The organism is Pseudomonas sp. QS1027 (assembly GCF_002814235.1).
In the GTDB taxonomy this organism is placed as follows: Bacteria; Pseudomonadota; Gammaproteobacteria; order Pseudomonadales; family Pseudomonadaceae; genus Aquipseudomonas.
Genome location: NZ_PHSU01000007.1, coordinates 195001 through 210862 on the forward strand (window position 1 = coordinate 195001; position 15862 = coordinate 210862).

Sequence of the window (15862 nt, forward strand, 5' to 3'; positions counted from 1 at the left end):
GCCGACGATTCGATGTCAGATATCACCTTGCTCTCCAAACAACTCCCCCTCTTTGAGCGAGAAGGCGAGCCAGAGCCCGGTATTGGAAAAATACCGATGGTGTCTGGAAAATATAGCGATTTTATTGTTTACGTTGACGAAAGTGGCGACCATGGAATGCAGACACTGGATGCAAACTATCCAATGTTTGTGCTGGCTTTTTGCATTTTTCACAAGCGATATTATTGTGAAAAAGTTATTCCTGCGCTACAAAAATTCAAATTCAATCATATGGGGCATGATCTGATAGGGCTCCATGAGTTGGAAATACGAAAAGAGAAAGGTGCTTTTTCCAGCCTATTTGTCTCTCGACAACATAAAAACGAATTCCTGAACGAACTCACGAGCATCATTGACGCGAGTAATTTCATATTGATCAGCTGTGTGATTGATAAGATGAGCTTGCGCGAGCGGTAGGGAGCCGCACAGAACCCCTATCATCTAGCTCTGGGCTTCTGCTTGGAAACTCTTTACGAGGTTCTTGAGGAAAAGCGACAGACAGGTGTTTTGACGCATGTCATTTTTGAGCGCAGGGGAAAAAGGGAGGATAATGAACTGGAGTTGGAATTTCGCCGTATGTGCGATGCTGCTAACAAGTTGAATATACAACTTCCCTTTGAAATAATTTTTGCTACTAAGCAGGTTAACTCCACCGGTTTGCAATTGGCGGATCTTGTCGCCAGACCAATTGGAATGAGCGTATTGCGCGCAGGACAAGAGAACCGTGCATTCGATGTGCTCAAGCGCAAGTTCTACTGCAGTGGTGGGCGTGAGAATGTGGGAACAGGTTTTGAAAACTGGGGCCTGAAGATTTTCCCCGCTCCAGAAAGCGAAAAGCCCCGATGAAACTCACCGAGGCTGCGACGCCGACCGGGATCCCCCAGTCCATTTGGCGCAGAGTCTAGGTTGACGTCTACTGACTGTCAATGATGCACATCTGTTGAACCGCCCCTTCTTATGGTGCCAGCAACACACCCTGCTCACTCGCACACAACGCCAGCAGAAAATCCCACACCACCCGCAAGCGCACTGATTTGTGCAGCTCCCGCCGAGTGCTGATCCAGTAGCTGCGCTGGATGGTTTCTTCCGGCAGGACGCGTACCAGCAGTGGATCATCCTTGGCCATGTAGTTGGGCAGCACCGCAATTCCCAGCCCGGCCCGCGCCGCCTGTTGCTGGGCAATGACGCTGGTGCTGCGAAAAATCACATTCGGTGTGCGGCAGAAGTTGTTGAGGAACAGCAGTTCCTCGCTGAACAGCAGGTCGTCGACGTAGCCGATCCAGTTGTGCTGTGACAGATCATCCCGGTGCAGCAAGGCCGGCGCCCGGGCGAGATAGTCCTGGCTGGCATACAGCGCCAGGCGATAGTCGGTCAGTTTGCGAGTTATCAACAGGTCGGCATTCGGCCGGTCGAGGTGGATACTGATTTCCGCCTCGCGGTTGAGGATGCTGACGAAACGCGGCACTGCCACCAACTCCACTTCCAGCCCTGGATAACGTTCGTACAGGCTGCCCATGCGCGGGGTGAGAAACATGATGCCGATCCCTTCGGTCACCCCCAGGCGAATCTTGCCCAGGGGCGCGATGGCCTGGGTGATTTCCTCCTGGGCCAGCAAGGCAACGTTTTCCATGGCCTCGGCATGCTTGAGCAAGGCCTGCCCGGAGGGGGTCAGCTCGTAGCCCTGGGCGTGCTGGACAAACAGCGCGGTGCCCAGGCTCTGCTCGATGGTCTCGATATGCCGGGCGACGGTGCTGTGGGTGGTGTTCAGGCGCTTGGCCGCGGTCAGCAGGCGTCCGCTGCGCTGCAGCTCGAGAAAAAAACGCAGGTCGTTCCAGTCGAACATGGGGCTTCCTTGTGAATCGCGGGGTTCACGGCCTTGCTTGAAAACGCACAGCACTTGCGCAAAAACGAAGGTTTTCATCTCGAAACTAATCAATAACATGAAGGGAGACAAGAACAATAAAAAAGGCGAGGTTGCCTATGTCATCCGCCCACCTGCCCTATGACTACGTGATAGTCGGCGCCGGGCCCGCTGGCTGTGTGCTGGCCAATCGGCTGTCCGCCGATCCGCAGAATCATGTCCTGCTGCTCGAAGCCGGCGGCCAGGATAACTACCCCTGGATTCATGTGCCGGTGGGGTATCTCTACTGCATCGGCAATCCCCGTACCGACTGGTGCTTCAAGACCGAAGCACAACCCGGCCTGCAAGGTCGCAGTCTTGGCTACCCGCGCGGCAAGGTGCTGGGCGGCAGTTCGTCCATCAACGGCATGATCTATATGCGTGGCCAGGCCGGCGACTATGATCGCTGGGCCGCGCAAGGCAATCCGGGCTGGGCCTGGAACGATGTCCTGCCGTTGTTCAAGCGCAGCGAAAATCACTTTGGCGGTGCCAGCGAATTCCACAGCGACCAGGGCGAATGGCGGGTTGAACAGCAGCGCTATTCCTGGCCTATCCTCGACGCCTTCCGCGATGCCGCCGCAGAAAACGGCATTGCCAGCGTCAGCGATTTCAACGCCGGCGATAACCAGGGCTGTGGATACTTTCAGGTCAACCAGCGTTCCGGTGTGCGCTGGAATTCGTCGAAAGCTTTTCTGCGGCCAATCCTCAAGCGCCCCAACCTGACAATCCTGACCGGTGTCCAGGTTGACCGGGTGAACCTGGAAAACGGCCGCGCCTGCGCGGTCGTCGCGCGCTGGCAGGGTGAGGAACATGTGTTCAACGTTCGGCGTGAGATCGTTTTGTGCGCCGGTTCGGTCGGCTCCCCCGGCATTCTCCAGCGCTCGGGCATTGGCCCGCGACCCTTGCTGGAAAACCTCGGCATCGCGGTGCGTCACGAACTGCCGGGTGTCGGCGGCAATCTGCAGGATCATCTGCAACTGCGCCTGATCTACAAACTCAGCAATGCCCGCACCCTCAACCAGGTCGCCAATAGCCTGTGGGGCAAAGTCGGCATGGGCCTGCGTTATCTCTATGACCGCAGTGGCCCGCTGGCCATGGCCCCGAGCCAGTTGGGGGCGTTCGTGAAGTCCTCGCCGGAACAGGCCTCGGCCAATTTGCAGTACCACGTGCAGCCTCTGTCGCTGGAGCGCTTCGGTGAGCCGCTGCATCGGTTCCCGGCCTTTACCGCTTCGGTGTGCAACCTGCGTCCCCTGAGCCGGGGGCGGATCGATATTCGTTCGGCCGATCCTGACGTGGCGCCGTTGATCGATCCGAATTACCTGAGCGATCCCGAGGATCTGAAAGTTGCAGCCGAGGCGATCCGGCTGACCCGGCGGATTGTCGACTCCCCTGCCCTGCGGCGCTTCAAACCCGAGGAATACCTGCCTGGGGCGGCGCTGCAAACCGAAGAACAGTTGCATGAGGCGGCCGCGCGGATAGGAACGACGATCTTTCACCCGGTGGGCACCTGCCGGATGGGCGGTGGCGCTCTGGATGTGGTGGATGCCCGGTTGCGGGTGCATGGCGTGCCGGGGTTGCGGGTCGCCGATGCGTCGATCATGCCGAATATCGTCTCCGGCAATACCTGTTCGCCGACGGTGATGATTGCCGAGAAGGCGGCGCAGATGATGCTGGAGGATGTGCCGGCGATTCATGACATTCAAGCGGCGCAGATCCCGATGAGCACCTAGCATCCATACAGCAAAAGCGGATTCCGGTGGCGGTCAGCCGGAATCCACAGTGGAACAACAACAATAATCACTGTGGCCCCCAGGGCCGAGGACATGACAGATGTCGGACTACGTCGAGCAACAGCCCGTGCGCGCTACCGCGAACACCGGCAGGGAAGAACGAAAGATCATTTTTGCGTCATCCCTCGGGACGGTTTTCGAGTGGTATGACTTTTTTCTCTATGGCGCCCTGGCGGCGGTGATCAGCAAGCAGTTCTTTGCAGGGGTCAACGACACCACGGCGTTTATCTTCGCCCTCATGGCCTTTGCCGCGGGCTTCCTGGTCCGGCCTTTCGGCGCCCTGGTATTCGGGCGCCTGGGAGACATGATCGGACGTAAATACACCTTCCTCATGACCATCATCCTGATGGGCCTTTCCACCTTTGCCGTCGGCCTGTTGCCGACCTACACCAGCATCGGCATCGCCGCGCCGATCATCCTGGTCCTGCTGCGCATGCTCCAGGGCCTGGCACTGGGCGGTGAATACGGCGGTGCCGCGACTTATGTGGCCGAGCATGCACCGACCGGCAAACGCGGCTCGTATACCGGCTGGATTCAATCCACCGCAACCCTGGGCCTGCTCCTGTCCCTGCTGGTGGTGCTCGCCAGCCGTTACATCAGCGGCGACCAGTTCGAAGTCTGGGGCTGGCGCCTGCCGTTCCTGCTGTCGATCTTCCTGCTGGCGATTTCCACCTGGATCCGCCTGAGCATGCACGAGTCGCCGGCCTTCGTGAAAATGAAGTCCGAGGGCAAGGTCAGCCGCTCGCCGATCCGCGAATCCTTCGGCTCCTGGCAGAACCTGAAGATCGTCCTGATCGCCCTTTTCAGCATCAATGCCGGGCAGGCGGTGACCTTCTATACCGCGCAGTTCTACGTGCTGTTCTTCATGACCCAGATGCTCAAGATGGACCCGACCCAGGCCAATACCCTGCTGATCATCAGCGTGGTGATCGGTGCGCCGTTCTTTGTGCTGTTCGGCTGGCTGTCGGACAAGATCGGCCGCAAGCCGATCCTGATGCTGGGCCTGTTGCTGGCGACGATTTGTTATTTCCCGCTGTTCAAGGCCCTGAGCCATTATGCCAATCCGCAGATCGACGCGGCCAGTCGTCAGGCACCGATCGTGGTGCTGGCCGACCCGGCGAGTTGCACCTTCCAGTTCGATCCGGTGGGCAAGGCGCGTTTCGACAGCCCGTGCGACAAGGTCAAGACCTTCCTGGTCAAGCAGGGCCTGCCTTATAGCGCCCAGGCCGCGGCGCCCGGGACGAATGTGACGGTGTCGGTGGGAGAACAGAAGATCGCTGGGTACGACGAAGCGGCGATGCGCGCGGCGATCACCACGGCGGGTTATCCGGCCAAGGCCGATAGCGCGTCGGTGAACGAACCGATGGTGGTGCTGCTGATCGTCTTGCTGATTCTGATTGCCACCATGACCTATGGCCCGCTGGCGGCGGTGATGGTCGAGCTGTTCCCGACGCGCATCCGCTACACCTCCATGTCGCTGCCCTACCATATCGGCAACGGCTGGTTCGGCGGGTTCCTGCCCACGGTGTCCTTTGCGCTGGTGGTCTACACCGGGGATATCTTCTATGGCCTGTGGTACCCGGTGCTGGTAACGGGGGTCAGCCTGGTGGTGGGGTTGTTCTGCCTGAAGGAGACCAAGGGCGTGGATCTCGACAAGGTCTGAGACCAGCTCCTGCGGGAATCATATTTTGTTTTGAAAAACCGGCATTAAAGCCGGTTTTTTTATCGCGTGAAAAAACTTATGCACGATTTAGGGTGGAAAGTCATACAGAGAAATAAGCAATAAAATCATGTGCTTACATCGTATTTCTGAAAGAAATCAAAATCTTGTGCACAAGTTATCCACAGTCCCATCAAATGGCGACAGGTGTCTCTACCGCAGGCGCTGGCGGCAATGAGCCCATGTCCCGCTGGGTTTGTTCGTTCCAGGCCTGGACCCGGTCATTGAGCTCGGCAATCGCCCGTGGCCCGCTGCCCTCGGCCATCATCGGCTTACCGATGACCACCGTGATGGTGCCGGGTTTTTTCAGCCAGCCGGTCTTCGGCCAGAACTTGCCGGCGTTGTGGGCAATCGGCAGTACCGGCAGATCGGCGTTCACCGCCAGTGCCGTACCGCCCCGGGAGAACTTGCCGACCGTGCCGAACGGCACACGGGTGCCTTCCGGGAAGATCAGCACCCAGACATTGTCCTTGAGCAACTCGTCGCCCTTCTTCGCCACATGCTTGAGCGCCGCCTTCGGGTTGTCCCGGTCGATGGCGATCGGCCGCAGCATGGCCATGGCCCAGCCGAAGAACGGCACATACAGCAACTCACGCTTGAGCACCTGGCTCAACGGCGAGAAGTAGGCCGAGAGGAAGAAGGTTTCCCAGGTGCTCTGGTGATTCGACAGAATCACGCAAGGGCGCTCGGGCACATTCTCCGCGCCCTGGATATCGACCGTGATGCCGAGGAAGACCTTGGTCAGCCACAGGGCACAACGGCACCAGTACACATTGATAAAGCGATAACGTGCCTTGAACGGCAGGAACGGCGCGATAAAAAAGCTCAGGGAGCACCACAACAGCGAACTGGTGCCCAGCAGCAGGTAAAAGAAAAAGGTTCTGATGGCCTGCAGGATCGACATAGCGGCATTTACCGTTGCGGGCATTGCCCGCCTATAAAAAGCGCTTCCCGAGCAGTCCTTGGTCAGGAGGTCAGAAGTGCTTCAGTTGTGGATAAGTTCTGCGGCAACCGCCGCCAGATCGTCAAAAACCAGGGTTCCCACCGGCAGGGTTTTACCCAGTGTCTTTTCGCCTTTACCGGTTTTTACCAAAACAGGCTGACAGTCGACGGCTCGTGCCGCCTCCAAGTCACCGAGGCTGTCGCCGACAAACCATAGCCTAGCCAACGACACCCCGTAATGCTCGGCGATGGCATGCAACATGCCGGGCTTGGGTTTGCGACAGGCGCAGCCCTCATCCGGCCCGTGCGGGCAATACACCACCAGCCCGAGCTCACCCCCCTGTTGCGCCACCAACGAACGCAGGCGCTCGTGCATGGCTTCCAGGGTAGCGATATCGTAGTAGCCGCGAGCAATGCCCGACTGGTTGGTGGCTACTGCCACCGTCCAGCCGGCCCTGCTCAACTGCGCGATGGCTTCGATCGCGCCGGGGAGAGGAATCCATTCCTCCACCGACTTGATGTAGGCGTCGGAGTCCTGGTTGATCACCCCGTCCCGATCGAGAATCAGCAGCTTCAAGACGCGCCCTCAGCCCAGCAGCGAAATATCGGCGACACCCAGGAACAGGCCTCGCAGACGCGCCAGCAGCGCATAACGGTTGGCGCGGACGTTGGCGTCCTCGGCATTGACCATCACCGCTTCGAAGAAGGCGTCTACCGGTTCGCGCAGGGCGGCCAGGCGTGCCAGGGATTCATTGTACTGACGCGCCGCGGCCATTGGCTGCACCGCCTGGTCCGCCTGCTGGATCGCCGAGTACAGCGAGAACTCGTTGGCGTTGTCGAAGTACTTGGCTTCCACGGTGCCCGGGATGCTGCCTTCGGCCTTGCTCAGCAGGTTCGACACACGCTTGTTCACCGCGGCCAGGGCAGCCGCTTCCGGCAACTGGCGGAATTTCTGCACGGCTTGTACGCGTTGGTCGAAGTCCAGCGCCGAACCCGGCTTGAGGGCACGCACCGACAGGTAGGTCGCCACGTCCACGCCTTCGTCTTCATAACGGGCACGCAGGCGGTCGAAGATGAACTCCAGCACCTGGTCGGCCAGGCCGGCGGCCTTGACCCGGGCACCGAAGGCCTTGACCGCGAACTCGACGGTCTCGATCAGGTCGAGGTCCAGCTTCTTGTCGATCAGGATGCGCAGCACGCCGAGGGCGGCACGACGCAGGGCATACGGGTCCTTGCTGCCGGTGGGCAGCATGCCGATGCCGAAGATGCCGACCAGGGTGTCGAGCTTGTCGGCAATCGCCACCGCCGCACCGGTCAGGGTACCCGGCAGTTCGGCGCCGGCACCACGCGGCATGTACTGTTCGTTCAGGGCCAGGGCCACGTCTTCCGGCTCGCCGTCATTGAGGGCGTAGTAGTAACCGGCGACACCTTGCATCTCCGGGAACTCGCCGACCATTTCGGTGGCCAGGTCGCACTTCGACAGCAGGCCGGCACGGGCCGCGCGCTGGGCGTCGCCGCCGATGCGTGGAGCAATGAAGGCGGCCAGCTTGGAAACACGTTCGGCCTTGTCGTAGACGCTGCCCAGTTTTTCCTGGAACACCACGTTCTGCAGGCGCAGGTTGAACTGCTCGAGCTTCTGCTTCTTGTCCTGCTTGAAGAAGAACTCGGCGTCGGTCAGGCGCGGGCGAACGACTTTCTCGTTACCGGCGATGATCTGTTGCGGGTCCTTGCTCTCGATGTTGGCGACGGTGATGAAGCGCGGCAGCAGCTTGCCATCGACGTCCAGCAGGCAGAAGTACTTCTGGTTGTCCTGCATGGTGGTGATCAGGGCTTCCTGGGGCACGTCGAGGAAACGTTCCTCGAAGGAGCACACCAGCGGCACCGGCCATTCGACCAGGGCGGTGACTTCGTCGAGCAGGTCCGCCGGCATGATCGCCGTGCCTTCCTGCTGGGTCGCCAACTCGGTGGTGCGTTGGCTGATCAGCTCGCGACGCTCGCTGGCGTCGGCCAGTACATAGGCGGCACGCAGGTCGCTCAGGTAGTTGGCCGGCGAGGTGATGCGCACGCTTTGCGGGTGATGGAAGCGGTGACCACGGGAGTCGCGACCGGCTTTCTGGGCGAGGATGGTGCAGTCGATGACCTGGTCACCGAGGAGCATTACCAGCCACTGGGTCGGACGCACGAACTCTTCCTTGCGCGCGGCCCAGCGCATGCGCTTGGGAATCGGCAGGTCGTTCAGCGAATCCTCGACGATGGTCGGCAGCAGGCTGCTGGTCGGCTTGCCCTGGATGCTCTGGGTGTAGCGCAGTTTCGGTCCGCTCTGGTCGATCTCGCTCAGTTCCACGCCGCATTTCTTGGCGAAACCCAGGGCGGCCTGGGTCGGATTGCCTTCGGCGTCGAAGGCGGCCTGGCGGGGTGGACCGTCGAGGTTGATGCTGCGATCCGGCTGCTGGGTTTGCAGCTGGGTCAGCAGTACCGCCAGACGGCGTGGTGCGGCGTAGACCTGTTTGCTTTCGAAGCTCAGGCCGGCGCTGTGCAGGCCTTTTTCGATACCGGCGAGAAACGCCTCGGCCAGGGTATTGAGGGCCTTGGGTGGCAGCTCTTCCGTGCCCAGTTCAACCAGAAAATCTTGAGCACTCATTGTGCTGCCTCCAACTTAGCCAACACTTCGTCACGCAAATCCGGGGTCGCCATCGGGAAGCCCAGTTTGGCCCGGGCCATCAGGTAGGCCTGGGCCACGGAACGGGCCAGGGTACGGACCCGCAGGATGTACTGCTGACGTGCGGTGACCGAGATCGCCCGGCGTGCATCCAGCAGGTTGAAGGTGTGCGAGGCCTTGAGGACCATTTCATAGCTCGGCAACGGCAGCGGCTGGTCCAGTTCGATCAGGCGCTTGGCTTCGCTTTCATAGAAGTCGAACAGTTCGAACAGCTTCTCGACATTGGCGTGTTCGAAGTTGTAGGTCGACTGCTCCACTTCGTTCTGGTGGAACACGTCGCCATAGGTCACCTTGCCGAACGGACCGTCGGCCCAGACCAGGTCGTAGACCGAGTCGACGCCCTGCAGGTACATCGCCAGGCGTTCCAGACCGTAGGTGATCTCACCGGTGACCGGGTAGCACTCGATGCCGCCGGCCTGCTGGAAGTAGGTGAACTGGGTGACTTCCATGCCGTTGAGCCAGACTTCCCAGCCCAGGCCCCAGGCGCCGAGGGTCGGCGATTCCCAGTTGTCCTCGACGAAACGGATGTCGTGCACCAGCGGGTCGAGGCCCACGTGCTTGAGCGAGCCCAGGTACAGCTCCTGGAAGTTGTCCGGGTTCGGCTTCAGGACCACCTGGAACTGGTAGTAGTGCTGCAAGCGGTTCGGGTTTTCGCCGTAGCGGCCGTCAGTCGGGCGGCGGCTGGGCTGTACGTAGGCGGCGTTCCAGGTTTCCGGGCCGATGGCGCGCAGGAACGTGGCGGTATGAAAGGTGCCGGCGCCTACTTCCATATCGTAGGGCTGAAGTACCACACAACCTTGCTCGGCCCAGTATTGCTGGAGGGCGAGGATCAAGTCTTGGAAGGTACGCACGGCTGGCGTAGGCTGGCTCACGAAATTCACCTGTTACTTGGGCTGCGATTCAAAAGGCGGGAGTATACCCGATTCGGCCACGCGCACGCCCCCTGGAGCCTTATGCCACGCTGCTTTTGGTGCAACGACGATCCTTTGTACATGGCCTATCACGATCAGGAGTGGGGCGTGCCGCTGCGCGATGGGCAGCGTCTGTTCGAGTTGCTTTTGCTCGAAGGGTTCCAGGCCGGTTTGTCGTGGATCACCATCCTGAAGAAACGCGAGCACTACCGGAAGGTGCTGTTCGGTTTCGATGTGCACAAGGTCGCGGCCATGAGCGATGCCGATATCGAGCACCTGATGCTCGATCCCGGGATTATCCGCAATCGCCTGAAACTCAATGCCGCGCGGCGCAATGCCCAGGTCTGGCTGAGCCTGGAGGACCCGGCGGCACTGCTCTGGTCCTTTGTCGGCGGCGCGCAGAAGATCAATCATTTCAAAGTGCGCGCCGAGGTCCCGGCCGTCACGCCCGAGGCCGAGGCCATGAGCAAGGCACTGAAGAAACTGGGCTTCAAATTCGTCGGCCCGACCATCTGCTACGCCTTGATGCAGGCCTCGGGCATGGTCATGGACCACACCACCGATTGTGATCGCTACGCCACATTGGCCGCACCACGGTTACAATAGCCGGCTGATAACAAGCTCGATCACGACAGGAGTGGCCTGTGGACAAGTTTAAAGGCGCCATGCTGGTGGGGGCGCTGCGGTTGTTTGCGCTGCTGCCCTGGTGCGCGGTGCAACGGGTGGGCGCGGCCATCGGCTGGCTGATGTGGAAATTGCCCAACCGCTCTCGCGAAGTGGTGCGGATCAACCTGGCGAAATGTTTCCCGGAACTCGACCCGGTGGCCCGCGAGCAGCTGGTCGGCCGCAGCCTGATGGGCATCGGCAAGTCCTTTACCGAAAGCGCCTGCGCCTGGATCTGGCCGGCCCATCGGTCGATGGAGCGGGTCCGTGAAGTCGAAGGCCTGGACATCCTCAAGGACGCCCTGGCCTCGGGCAAGGGCGTGGTCGGCATCACCAGCCACCTGGGCAACTGGGAAGTGCTCAATCACTTCTATTGCAGCCAGTGCAAACCGATCATTTTCTACCGTCCGCCCAAGCTCAAGGCGGTGGACGAACTGTTGCGCAAGCAGCGGGTGCAGTTGGGCAACCGGGTGGCCGCTTCCACCAAGGAAGGTATCCTCAGCGTCATCAAGGAAGTGCGCAAAGGTGGTGCAGTGGGCATTCCCGCTGACCCGGAACCGGCCGAATCCGCCGGGATATTCGTCCCCTTTCTCGGCACCACGGCGCTGACCAGCAAGTTCGTGCCCAATATGCTGGCCGGCGGCAAGGCGGTGGGCGTGTTCCTGCATGCGCTGCGGCTGCCGGACGGTTCGGGTTTCAAGGTGATCCTCGAAGCCGCGCCCGAAGCCATGTACAGCACCGATACAGAGACCTCCGTGGCCGCCATGAGCCAGGTGGTGGCGCGTTATGTTCGGGCTTATCCGGACCAGTACATGTGGAGCATGAAGCGCTTCCGCAGACGTCCGGCGGGTGAGAAACGCTGGTACTGAGACGAGATTGGCATGATCTGTGGATAAAATCGGCCTGCTGACTTATCCACAGGTGCACCCTTACAAGGACGCAACAGATGTCCAATAACAAGAATTCGCTACGTATCAAGATCCAGCACCCCAGCATCGGCGAGTGCCTGGGGCACACGCGCAACCTGTCCAGCAAGGGCGTGTATGTGACGCACCCGAGTTTGTCGCGCCTGACCACCGGCGCGGTGGTCTACGGCCAGGTGCAGGGTCTGCCGGCGGTGGCGCCGCGGATTCGGATGGAAGTGGTCCGGGTCGACGCCGATGGCATCGGCCTGCGCTTTATTGATCTTTGAGCGCGGCTTTTTCCAGCTTTTTCAGAAACACCGTCATTTCCTTTTCCGCCTGCTTGTCGCCATGGGCACGGGCGGCCTCCAGTCCCTGTTCCCACGCCTCTTTGGCGGCAGCGTTGTCGCCCGCGGCCTGATGCGCCTTGCCCAGCAGTTTCCAGGCGGCGGAGTATTTCGGGTCGAAGCCGACGCAGCGTTGCAGGTGTTCGGCCGCTTTGGCGTTTTCCCCAAGATCGAGATAACCCTTGCCGAGGCCGAAGCGCAGCAGTGAGTTATCCACACCCTTGGCGAGCATTTTTTCCAGTGATTCGAGCATCGCGATCCCTCGGTATGGGTCAGAAGAAACTCAGACCAACATGAAACAACTTTTCCACATCGCGAATCTGCTTTTTATCCACAAGGAACAGAATCACATGGTCGCCCGCCTGGATCACCGTGGCATCGTGGGCGATCAGCACCTCTTCGTCGCGAATGATCGCGCCGATGGTCGCCCCCGGTGGTAACGCAATATCGGCGATGGCCCGGCCCACCACCTTGCTCGACTTCGAATCGCCATGGGCAATTGCCTCGATGGCTTCCGCCGCCCCGCGCCTGAGTGAATGCACACTGACGATATCGCCCCGCCGTACATGGGCCAGCAAGGTACCGATGGTCGCCAACTGCGGGCTGATGGCGATATCGATCTCGCCGCCCTGGACCAGGTCGACATAGGCCGGGTTGTTGATCAGGGTCATGACCTTCTTCGCCCCGAGGCGCTTGGCCAGCAGCGACGACATGATGTTGGCTTCATCGTCGTTGGTCAGGGCGAGGAACACATCGGTGTCGGCAATGTTCTCTTCCAGCAGCAGGTCACGATCCGAGGCGCTGCCTTGCAGCACCACGGTGCTGTCCAGGGTGTCCGAGAGGTGGCGGCAACGTGCCGGGTTTTTCTCGATGATCTTGACCTGGTAACGGCTTTCGATGGCTTCGGCCAACCGTTCGCCGATCTGTCCGCCGCCGGCAATGACGATGCGTTTGTAGCTCTCGTCGAGGCGGCGCATTTCGCCCATCACTGCGCGGATATGGGCCTTGGCGGCAATGAAAAACACTTCGTCGTCGGCTTCGATCACCGTGTCGCCACGGGGCATGATCGGCCGGTCGCGGCGGAAGATCGCTGCCACCCGGGTGTCGACATTGGGCATGCGTTCGCGTAGCTGGCGCAGTTGCTGCCCCACCAGCGGCCCGCCGTAGTAGGCCTTGACCGCCACCAACTGGGCCTTGCCCTCGGCGAAGTCGATCACCTGCAAGGCCCCCGGGTGTTCGATCAGGCGCTTGATGTAGTGGGTGACCACCTGCTCGGGGCTGATCAGCACATCCACCGGAATCGCGTCGTTGTCGAACAGCCCGGCGCGGGTCAGGTAGGCCGCCTCGCGCACCCGGGCGATCTTGGTCGGGGTGTGGAACAGGGTGTGGGCGACCTGGCAGGCGACCATGTTGGTTTCGTCGCTGTTGGTCACCGCCACCAGCATGTCGGCGTCATCCGCGCCGGCCTGGCGCAGGATCGTCGGAAACGAAGCGCGGCCTTGCACGGTGCGGATGTCCAGGCGGTCGCCGAGGTCGCGCAGGCGCTCGCCGTCGGTGTCGACAACGGTGATGTCGTTGGCTTCGCTGGCCAGGTGCTCGGCCAGGGTGCCACCGACCTGGCCGGCACCGAGGATGATGATTTTCATCGGGTCGCTCCGTTGTCCCGGCTCAGCCGCGCGCGGCGGCGATCTTGATCAGCTTGGCGTAGTAGAAACCGTCGTGTCCGCCTTGCTGGGCCAGTAGTTGGCGGCCGTGGGGCTGCTTGAGGCCGAAGTCCCCGGCGATATCCAGTTCGCGGGCACCGGAGGTGCGGGCGAGGAAGGCCTCGATCACTTCGGTGTTCTCGGTCGGCAGGGTCGAGCAGGTGGCGTAAAGCAGGATGCCGCCGACTTCCAGGGTCGTCCACATCGCGTCCAGCAGCTCGCCTTGCAGGGCGGCCAGGGCGGCGATGTCGTCGGGTTGGCGGGTCAGCTTGATGTCGGGATGGCGGCGAATCACGCCGGTGGCCGAGCAAGGGGCGTCCAGCAGGATGCGCTGGAACGGCTTGCCGTCCCACCAGGTCGCGACATCGCGGCCATCGGCGGCGATCAGTTCGGCGTCCAGGCCGAGGCGCTCGAGGTTTTCGCGCACTCGCACCAGACGTTTGGCTTCGAGGTCGACGGCGACCACCCCGGCCAGTTGCGGCTGGACTTCGAGGATATGGCAGGTCTTGCCGCCAGGGGCGCAGCAGGCGTCGAGCACCCGTTGGCCGGGAGCCAGGTCGAGCAGGTCGGCGGCCAGTTGCGCGGCCTCGTCCTGGACACTGATCCAGCCTTCATTGAAGCCGGGCAGGTTGCGCACATCACAGGCTTCTTCCAGCACGATGCCATCCGGGCTGTAGACGCAGGCCTGTGCCTTGACCCCGGCATCGCCCAGCAGCTTGAGGTAGGCATCGCGAGTGTGATGGCGGCGATTGACCCGCAGGATCATCGGCGGATGGGCATTGTTCGCCGCGCAGATGGCTTCCCACTGTTCCGGCCAGAAGGCCTTGAGGGATTTCTGCAGCCAGCGCGGATGTGCGGTGCGCACCACCGGGTCGTGTTCCAGTTCGGCCAGCAGCGCCTCGCTTTCCCGTTGCGCGCGGCGCAGCACGGCATTGATCAAGGCCTTGGCCCAGGGCTTTTTCAGCTTGTCGGCGCAACCGACGGTCTCGCCGATGGCGGCATGGGCCGGCACGCGGGTGTAGAGCAGTTGATAGAGGCCGACCAGCAGCAAGGCTTCGACGTCGGTATCGGCGGCCTTGAAGGGTTTTTGCAGCAGCTTGGCCGCCAGTGCCGAAAGGCGTGGCTGCCAGCGCGCGGTGCCGAACGCCAGGTCCTGGGTCAGGCCGCGATCACGGGCCTCGACCTTGTCCAGTTGCAGCGGCAGCGAGCTGTTGAGCGAAGCCTTGCCATTGAGAACGGCAGTCAGTGCCTTGGCGGCGGCCAGACGCGGGTTCATTGGCCGAGCACCGTACCGAGGGCGAATTTCTCGCGGCGGCTGTTGAACAGGTCGCTGAAGTTCAGCGCCTTGCCGCCGGGCAGTTGCAGGCGGGTCAGGCACAGGGCGCCGGCGCCGGTGGCGACGATCAGGCCGTCCTTGCTGGCGGCGAGGATTTCACCCGGCGCGCCCTTGCCTTCGGCCGCGCTGGCGGCGAGGACTTTCAGGGCTTCGCCGTCGAGGGTGCTGTGGCTGATCGGCCAGGGGTTGAAGGCGCGAATCTGCCGCTCCAGTTCAATCGCCGGACGGTTCCAGTCGATGCGCGCCTCGTCCTTGTTCAGCTTGTGGGCGTAGGTGGCGAGGCTGTCGTCCTGGATTTCGCCGTCCAGGGTCCCGGCGGCGAGACCGGCGATGGCCTGCAGCACGGCGGGAGGGCCGAGTTCGGCGAGGCGGTCGTGCAAGGTGCCGCCGGTGTCTTCGGCGCTGATCGGGGTGACGCTCTTGAGCAGCATCGGCCCGGTGTCGAGCCCGGCTTCCATGCGCATCACGGTCACGCCGCTTTCGCTATCGCCGGCTTCCACGGCGCGCTGGATCGGCGCGGCGCCGCGCCAGCGCGGTAGCAGCGAGGCGTGGCTGTTGATGCAGCCCAGGCGCGGGATATCCAGCACCACTTGCGGCAGGATCAGGCCATAGGCGACCACCACCAGCAGATCCGGCTTGAGCGCCGCCAGTTCGGCCTGGGCCTCGGCGTTGCGCAGGGTCGGCGGCTGCAGGACGACGATGTCGTGCTCCAGCGCGAGCTGCTTGACCGGGCTTGGCATCAGCTTCTGCCCACGGCCCGCCGGACGATCCGGCTGGGTGTAGACCGCGACGATCTCGTAAGGGCTGTCGAGCAGGGCCTTGAGGTGTTCGGCGGCGAATTCGGGGGTGCCGGCGAAGACGATGCGCAGTGGCTCAGTCATGAAGGGACT

At 61.6% G+C, this 15862-nt stretch carries 14 protein-coding genes and 1 pseudogene; 6 read left to right on the plus strand and 9 right to left on the minus strand.

The features are described from left to right. The first annotated feature begins 12 nt into the window (after positions 1-12). Positions 13-885, plus strand: a pseudogene (locus tag CWE01_RS07750) (DUF3800 domain-containing protein). 109 nt (positions 886-994) lie between these two features. Here the strand turns inward: CWE01_RS07750 and CWE01_RS07755 are convergent. Next, positions 995-1882, minus strand: a complete 888-nt coding sequence (locus CWE01_RS07755) for a LysR family transcriptional regulator (RefSeq protein WP_100939937.1) — start codon at positions 1880-1882, stop codon at positions 995-997. 137 nt (positions 1883-2019) lie between these two features. Here CWE01_RS07755 and CWE01_RS07760 point away from each other — a divergent pair, with 137 nt between their 5' ends. Both CWE01_RS07760 and CWE01_RS07765 read left to right on the plus strand, forming a co-directional pair. After that, on the plus strand, positions 2020-3669 hold the full coding sequence (locus CWE01_RS07760) for a GMC family oxidoreductase (protein WP_100939938.1): 1650 nt from the start codon (positions 2020-2022) through the stop codon (positions 3667-3669). Between the two features lie 100 nt (positions 3670-3769). Then, positions 3770-5392, plus strand: a complete 1623-nt coding sequence (locus tag CWE01_RS07765) for an MFS transporter (RefSeq protein WP_100939939.1) — start codon at positions 3770-3772, stop codon at positions 5390-5392. Positions 5393-5582: 190 nt separating this feature from the next. Here the strand turns inward: CWE01_RS07765 and CWE01_RS07770 are convergent, their stop codons facing one another. The 4 genes from CWE01_RS07770 to glyQ are packed head-to-tail and all read right to left on the minus strand — an operon-like array spanning position 5583 to position 9982. Next, the gene (locus CWE01_RS07770) at positions 5583-6377 is read right to left on the minus strand and encodes a 1-acyl-sn-glycerol-3-phosphate acyltransferase (RefSeq protein WP_177103967.1); all 795 of its coding nucleotides are present in this window, start codon (positions 6375-6377) and stop codon (positions 5583-5585) included. Between the two features lie 57 nt (positions 6378-6434). After that, positions 6435-6968 carry a D-glycero-beta-D-manno-heptose 1,7-bisphosphate 7-phosphatase gene (gene gmhB, locus CWE01_RS07775; protein WP_100939941.1) on the minus strand — a complete coding sequence of 178 codons (534 nt, stop codon included), beginning with the start codon at positions 6966-6968 and terminating at the stop codon, positions 6435-6437. Between the two features lie 9 nt (positions 6969-6977). Further along, positions 6978-9032, minus strand: a complete 2055-nt coding sequence (gene glyS / locus CWE01_RS07780) for a glycine--tRNA ligase subunit beta (RefSeq protein ID WP_100939942.1) — start codon at positions 9030-9032, stop codon at positions 6978-6980. Continuing rightward, on the minus strand, positions 9029-9982 hold the full coding sequence (gene glyQ / locus CWE01_RS07785) for a glycine--tRNA ligase subunit alpha (RefSeq protein WP_053253611.1): 954 nt from the start codon (positions 9980-9982) through the stop codon (positions 9029-9031). The genes glyS and glyQ overlap by 4 nt, the downstream gene beginning before the upstream one ends. Positions 9983-10063: 81 nt before the next feature. Between glyQ and CWE01_RS07790 the strand changes: the two genes are divergently transcribed. The 3 genes from CWE01_RS07790 to CWE01_RS07800 all read left to right on the plus strand — a co-directional run bounded on the left by CWE01_RS07790 (position 10064) and on the right by CWE01_RS07800 (position 11876). Beyond that, complete coding sequence (locus CWE01_RS07790; protein ID WP_100939943.1) at positions 10064-10627, plus strand: DNA-3-methyladenine glycosylase I; 564 nt, start codon at positions 10064-10066, stop codon at positions 10625-10627. 38 nt (positions 10628-10665) lie between these two features. After that, positions 10666-11553, plus strand: a complete 888-nt coding sequence (locus CWE01_RS07795; protein ID WP_100939944.1) for a lysophospholipid acyltransferase — start codon at positions 10666-10668, stop codon at positions 11551-11553. A gap of 77 nt (positions 11554-11630) precedes the next feature. Then, positions 11631-11876: a PilZ domain-containing protein gene (locus CWE01_RS07800; RefSeq protein ID WP_100939945.1), complete on the plus strand. Its 246-nt coding sequence runs from the start codon at positions 11631-11633 to the stop codon at positions 11874-11876. Here CWE01_RS07800 and CWE01_RS07805 read toward each other — a convergent pair. The 4 genes from CWE01_RS07805 to fmt are packed head-to-tail and all read right to left on the minus strand — an operon-like array spanning position 11863 to position 15853. After that, positions 11863-12186 (minus strand): tetratricopeptide repeat protein, encoded by a 324-nt coding sequence (locus CWE01_RS07805; protein ID WP_100939946.1) that lies wholly within the window; start codon positions 12184-12186, stop codon positions 11863-11865. The two genes, CWE01_RS07800 and CWE01_RS07805, sit on opposite strands and share 14 nt — an antisense overlap. Before the next feature lie 19 nt (positions 12187-12205). Next, entirely contained in the window at positions 12206-13579 is a 1374-nt protein-coding gene (gene trkA, locus CWE01_RS07810) for a Trk system potassium transporter TrkA (RefSeq protein WP_100939947.1), read from the minus strand. Positions 13580-13601: 22 nt separating this feature from the next. Continuing rightward, a complete protein-coding gene (rsmB, locus tag CWE01_RS07815; protein WP_100939948.1) occupies positions 13602-14912 on the minus strand; it encodes a 16S rRNA (cytosine(967)-C(5))-methyltransferase RsmB in 1311 nt (436 codons plus the stop codon). After that, positions 14909-15853 (minus strand): methionyl-tRNA formyltransferase, encoded by a 945-nt coding sequence (gene fmt / locus CWE01_RS07820; protein WP_100939949.1) that lies wholly within the window; start codon positions 15851-15853, stop codon positions 14909-14911. The genes rsmB and fmt overlap by 4 nt, the downstream gene beginning before the upstream one ends. Between the last annotated feature and the right edge of the window lie 9 nt (positions 15854-15862).

Coding starts and splice junctions, on each gene's coding strand:
- CWE01_RS07755 (WP_100939937.1), bottom strand. CDS start 1,882: ATGTTCGACTGGAACGACCTGCGTTTTTTTCTCGAGCTGCAGCGCAGC.
- CWE01_RS07760 (WP_100939938.1), top strand. CDS start 2,020: ATGTCATCCGCCCACCTGCCCTATGACTACGTGATAGTCGGCGCCGGG.
- CWE01_RS07765 (WP_100939939.1), top strand. CDS start 3,770: ATGTCGGACTACGTCGAGCAACAGCCCGTGCGCGCTACCGCGAACACC.
- CWE01_RS07770 (WP_177103967.1), bottom strand. CDS start 6,377: ATGCCCGCAACGGTAAATGCCGCTATGTCGATCCTGCAGGCCATCAGA.
- glyS (WP_100939942.1), bottom strand. CDS start 9,032: ATGAGTGCTCAAGATTTTCTGGTTGAACTGGGCACGGAAGAGCTGCCA.
- CWE01_RS07790 (WP_100939943.1), top strand. CDS start 10,064: ATGCCACGCTGCTTTTGGTGCAACGACGATCCTTTGTACATGGCCTAT.
- CWE01_RS07800 (WP_100939945.1), top strand. CDS start 11,631: ATGTCCAATAACAAGAATTCGCTACGTATCAAGATCCAGCACCCCAGC.
- CWE01_RS07805 (WP_100939946.1), bottom strand. CDS start 12,186: ATGCTCGAATCACTGGAAAAAATGCTCGCCAAGGGTGTGGATAACTCA.
- trkA (WP_100939947.1), bottom strand. CDS start 13,579: ATGAAAATCATCATCCTCGGTGCCGGCCAGGTCGGTGGCACCCTGGCC.
- rsmB (WP_100939948.1), bottom strand. CDS start 14,912: ATGAACCCGCGTCTGGCCGCCGCCAAGGCACTGACTGCCGTTCTCAAT.
- fmt (WP_100939949.1), bottom strand. CDS start 15,853: ATGACTGAGCCACTGCGCATCGTCTTCGCCGGCACCCCCGAATTCGCC.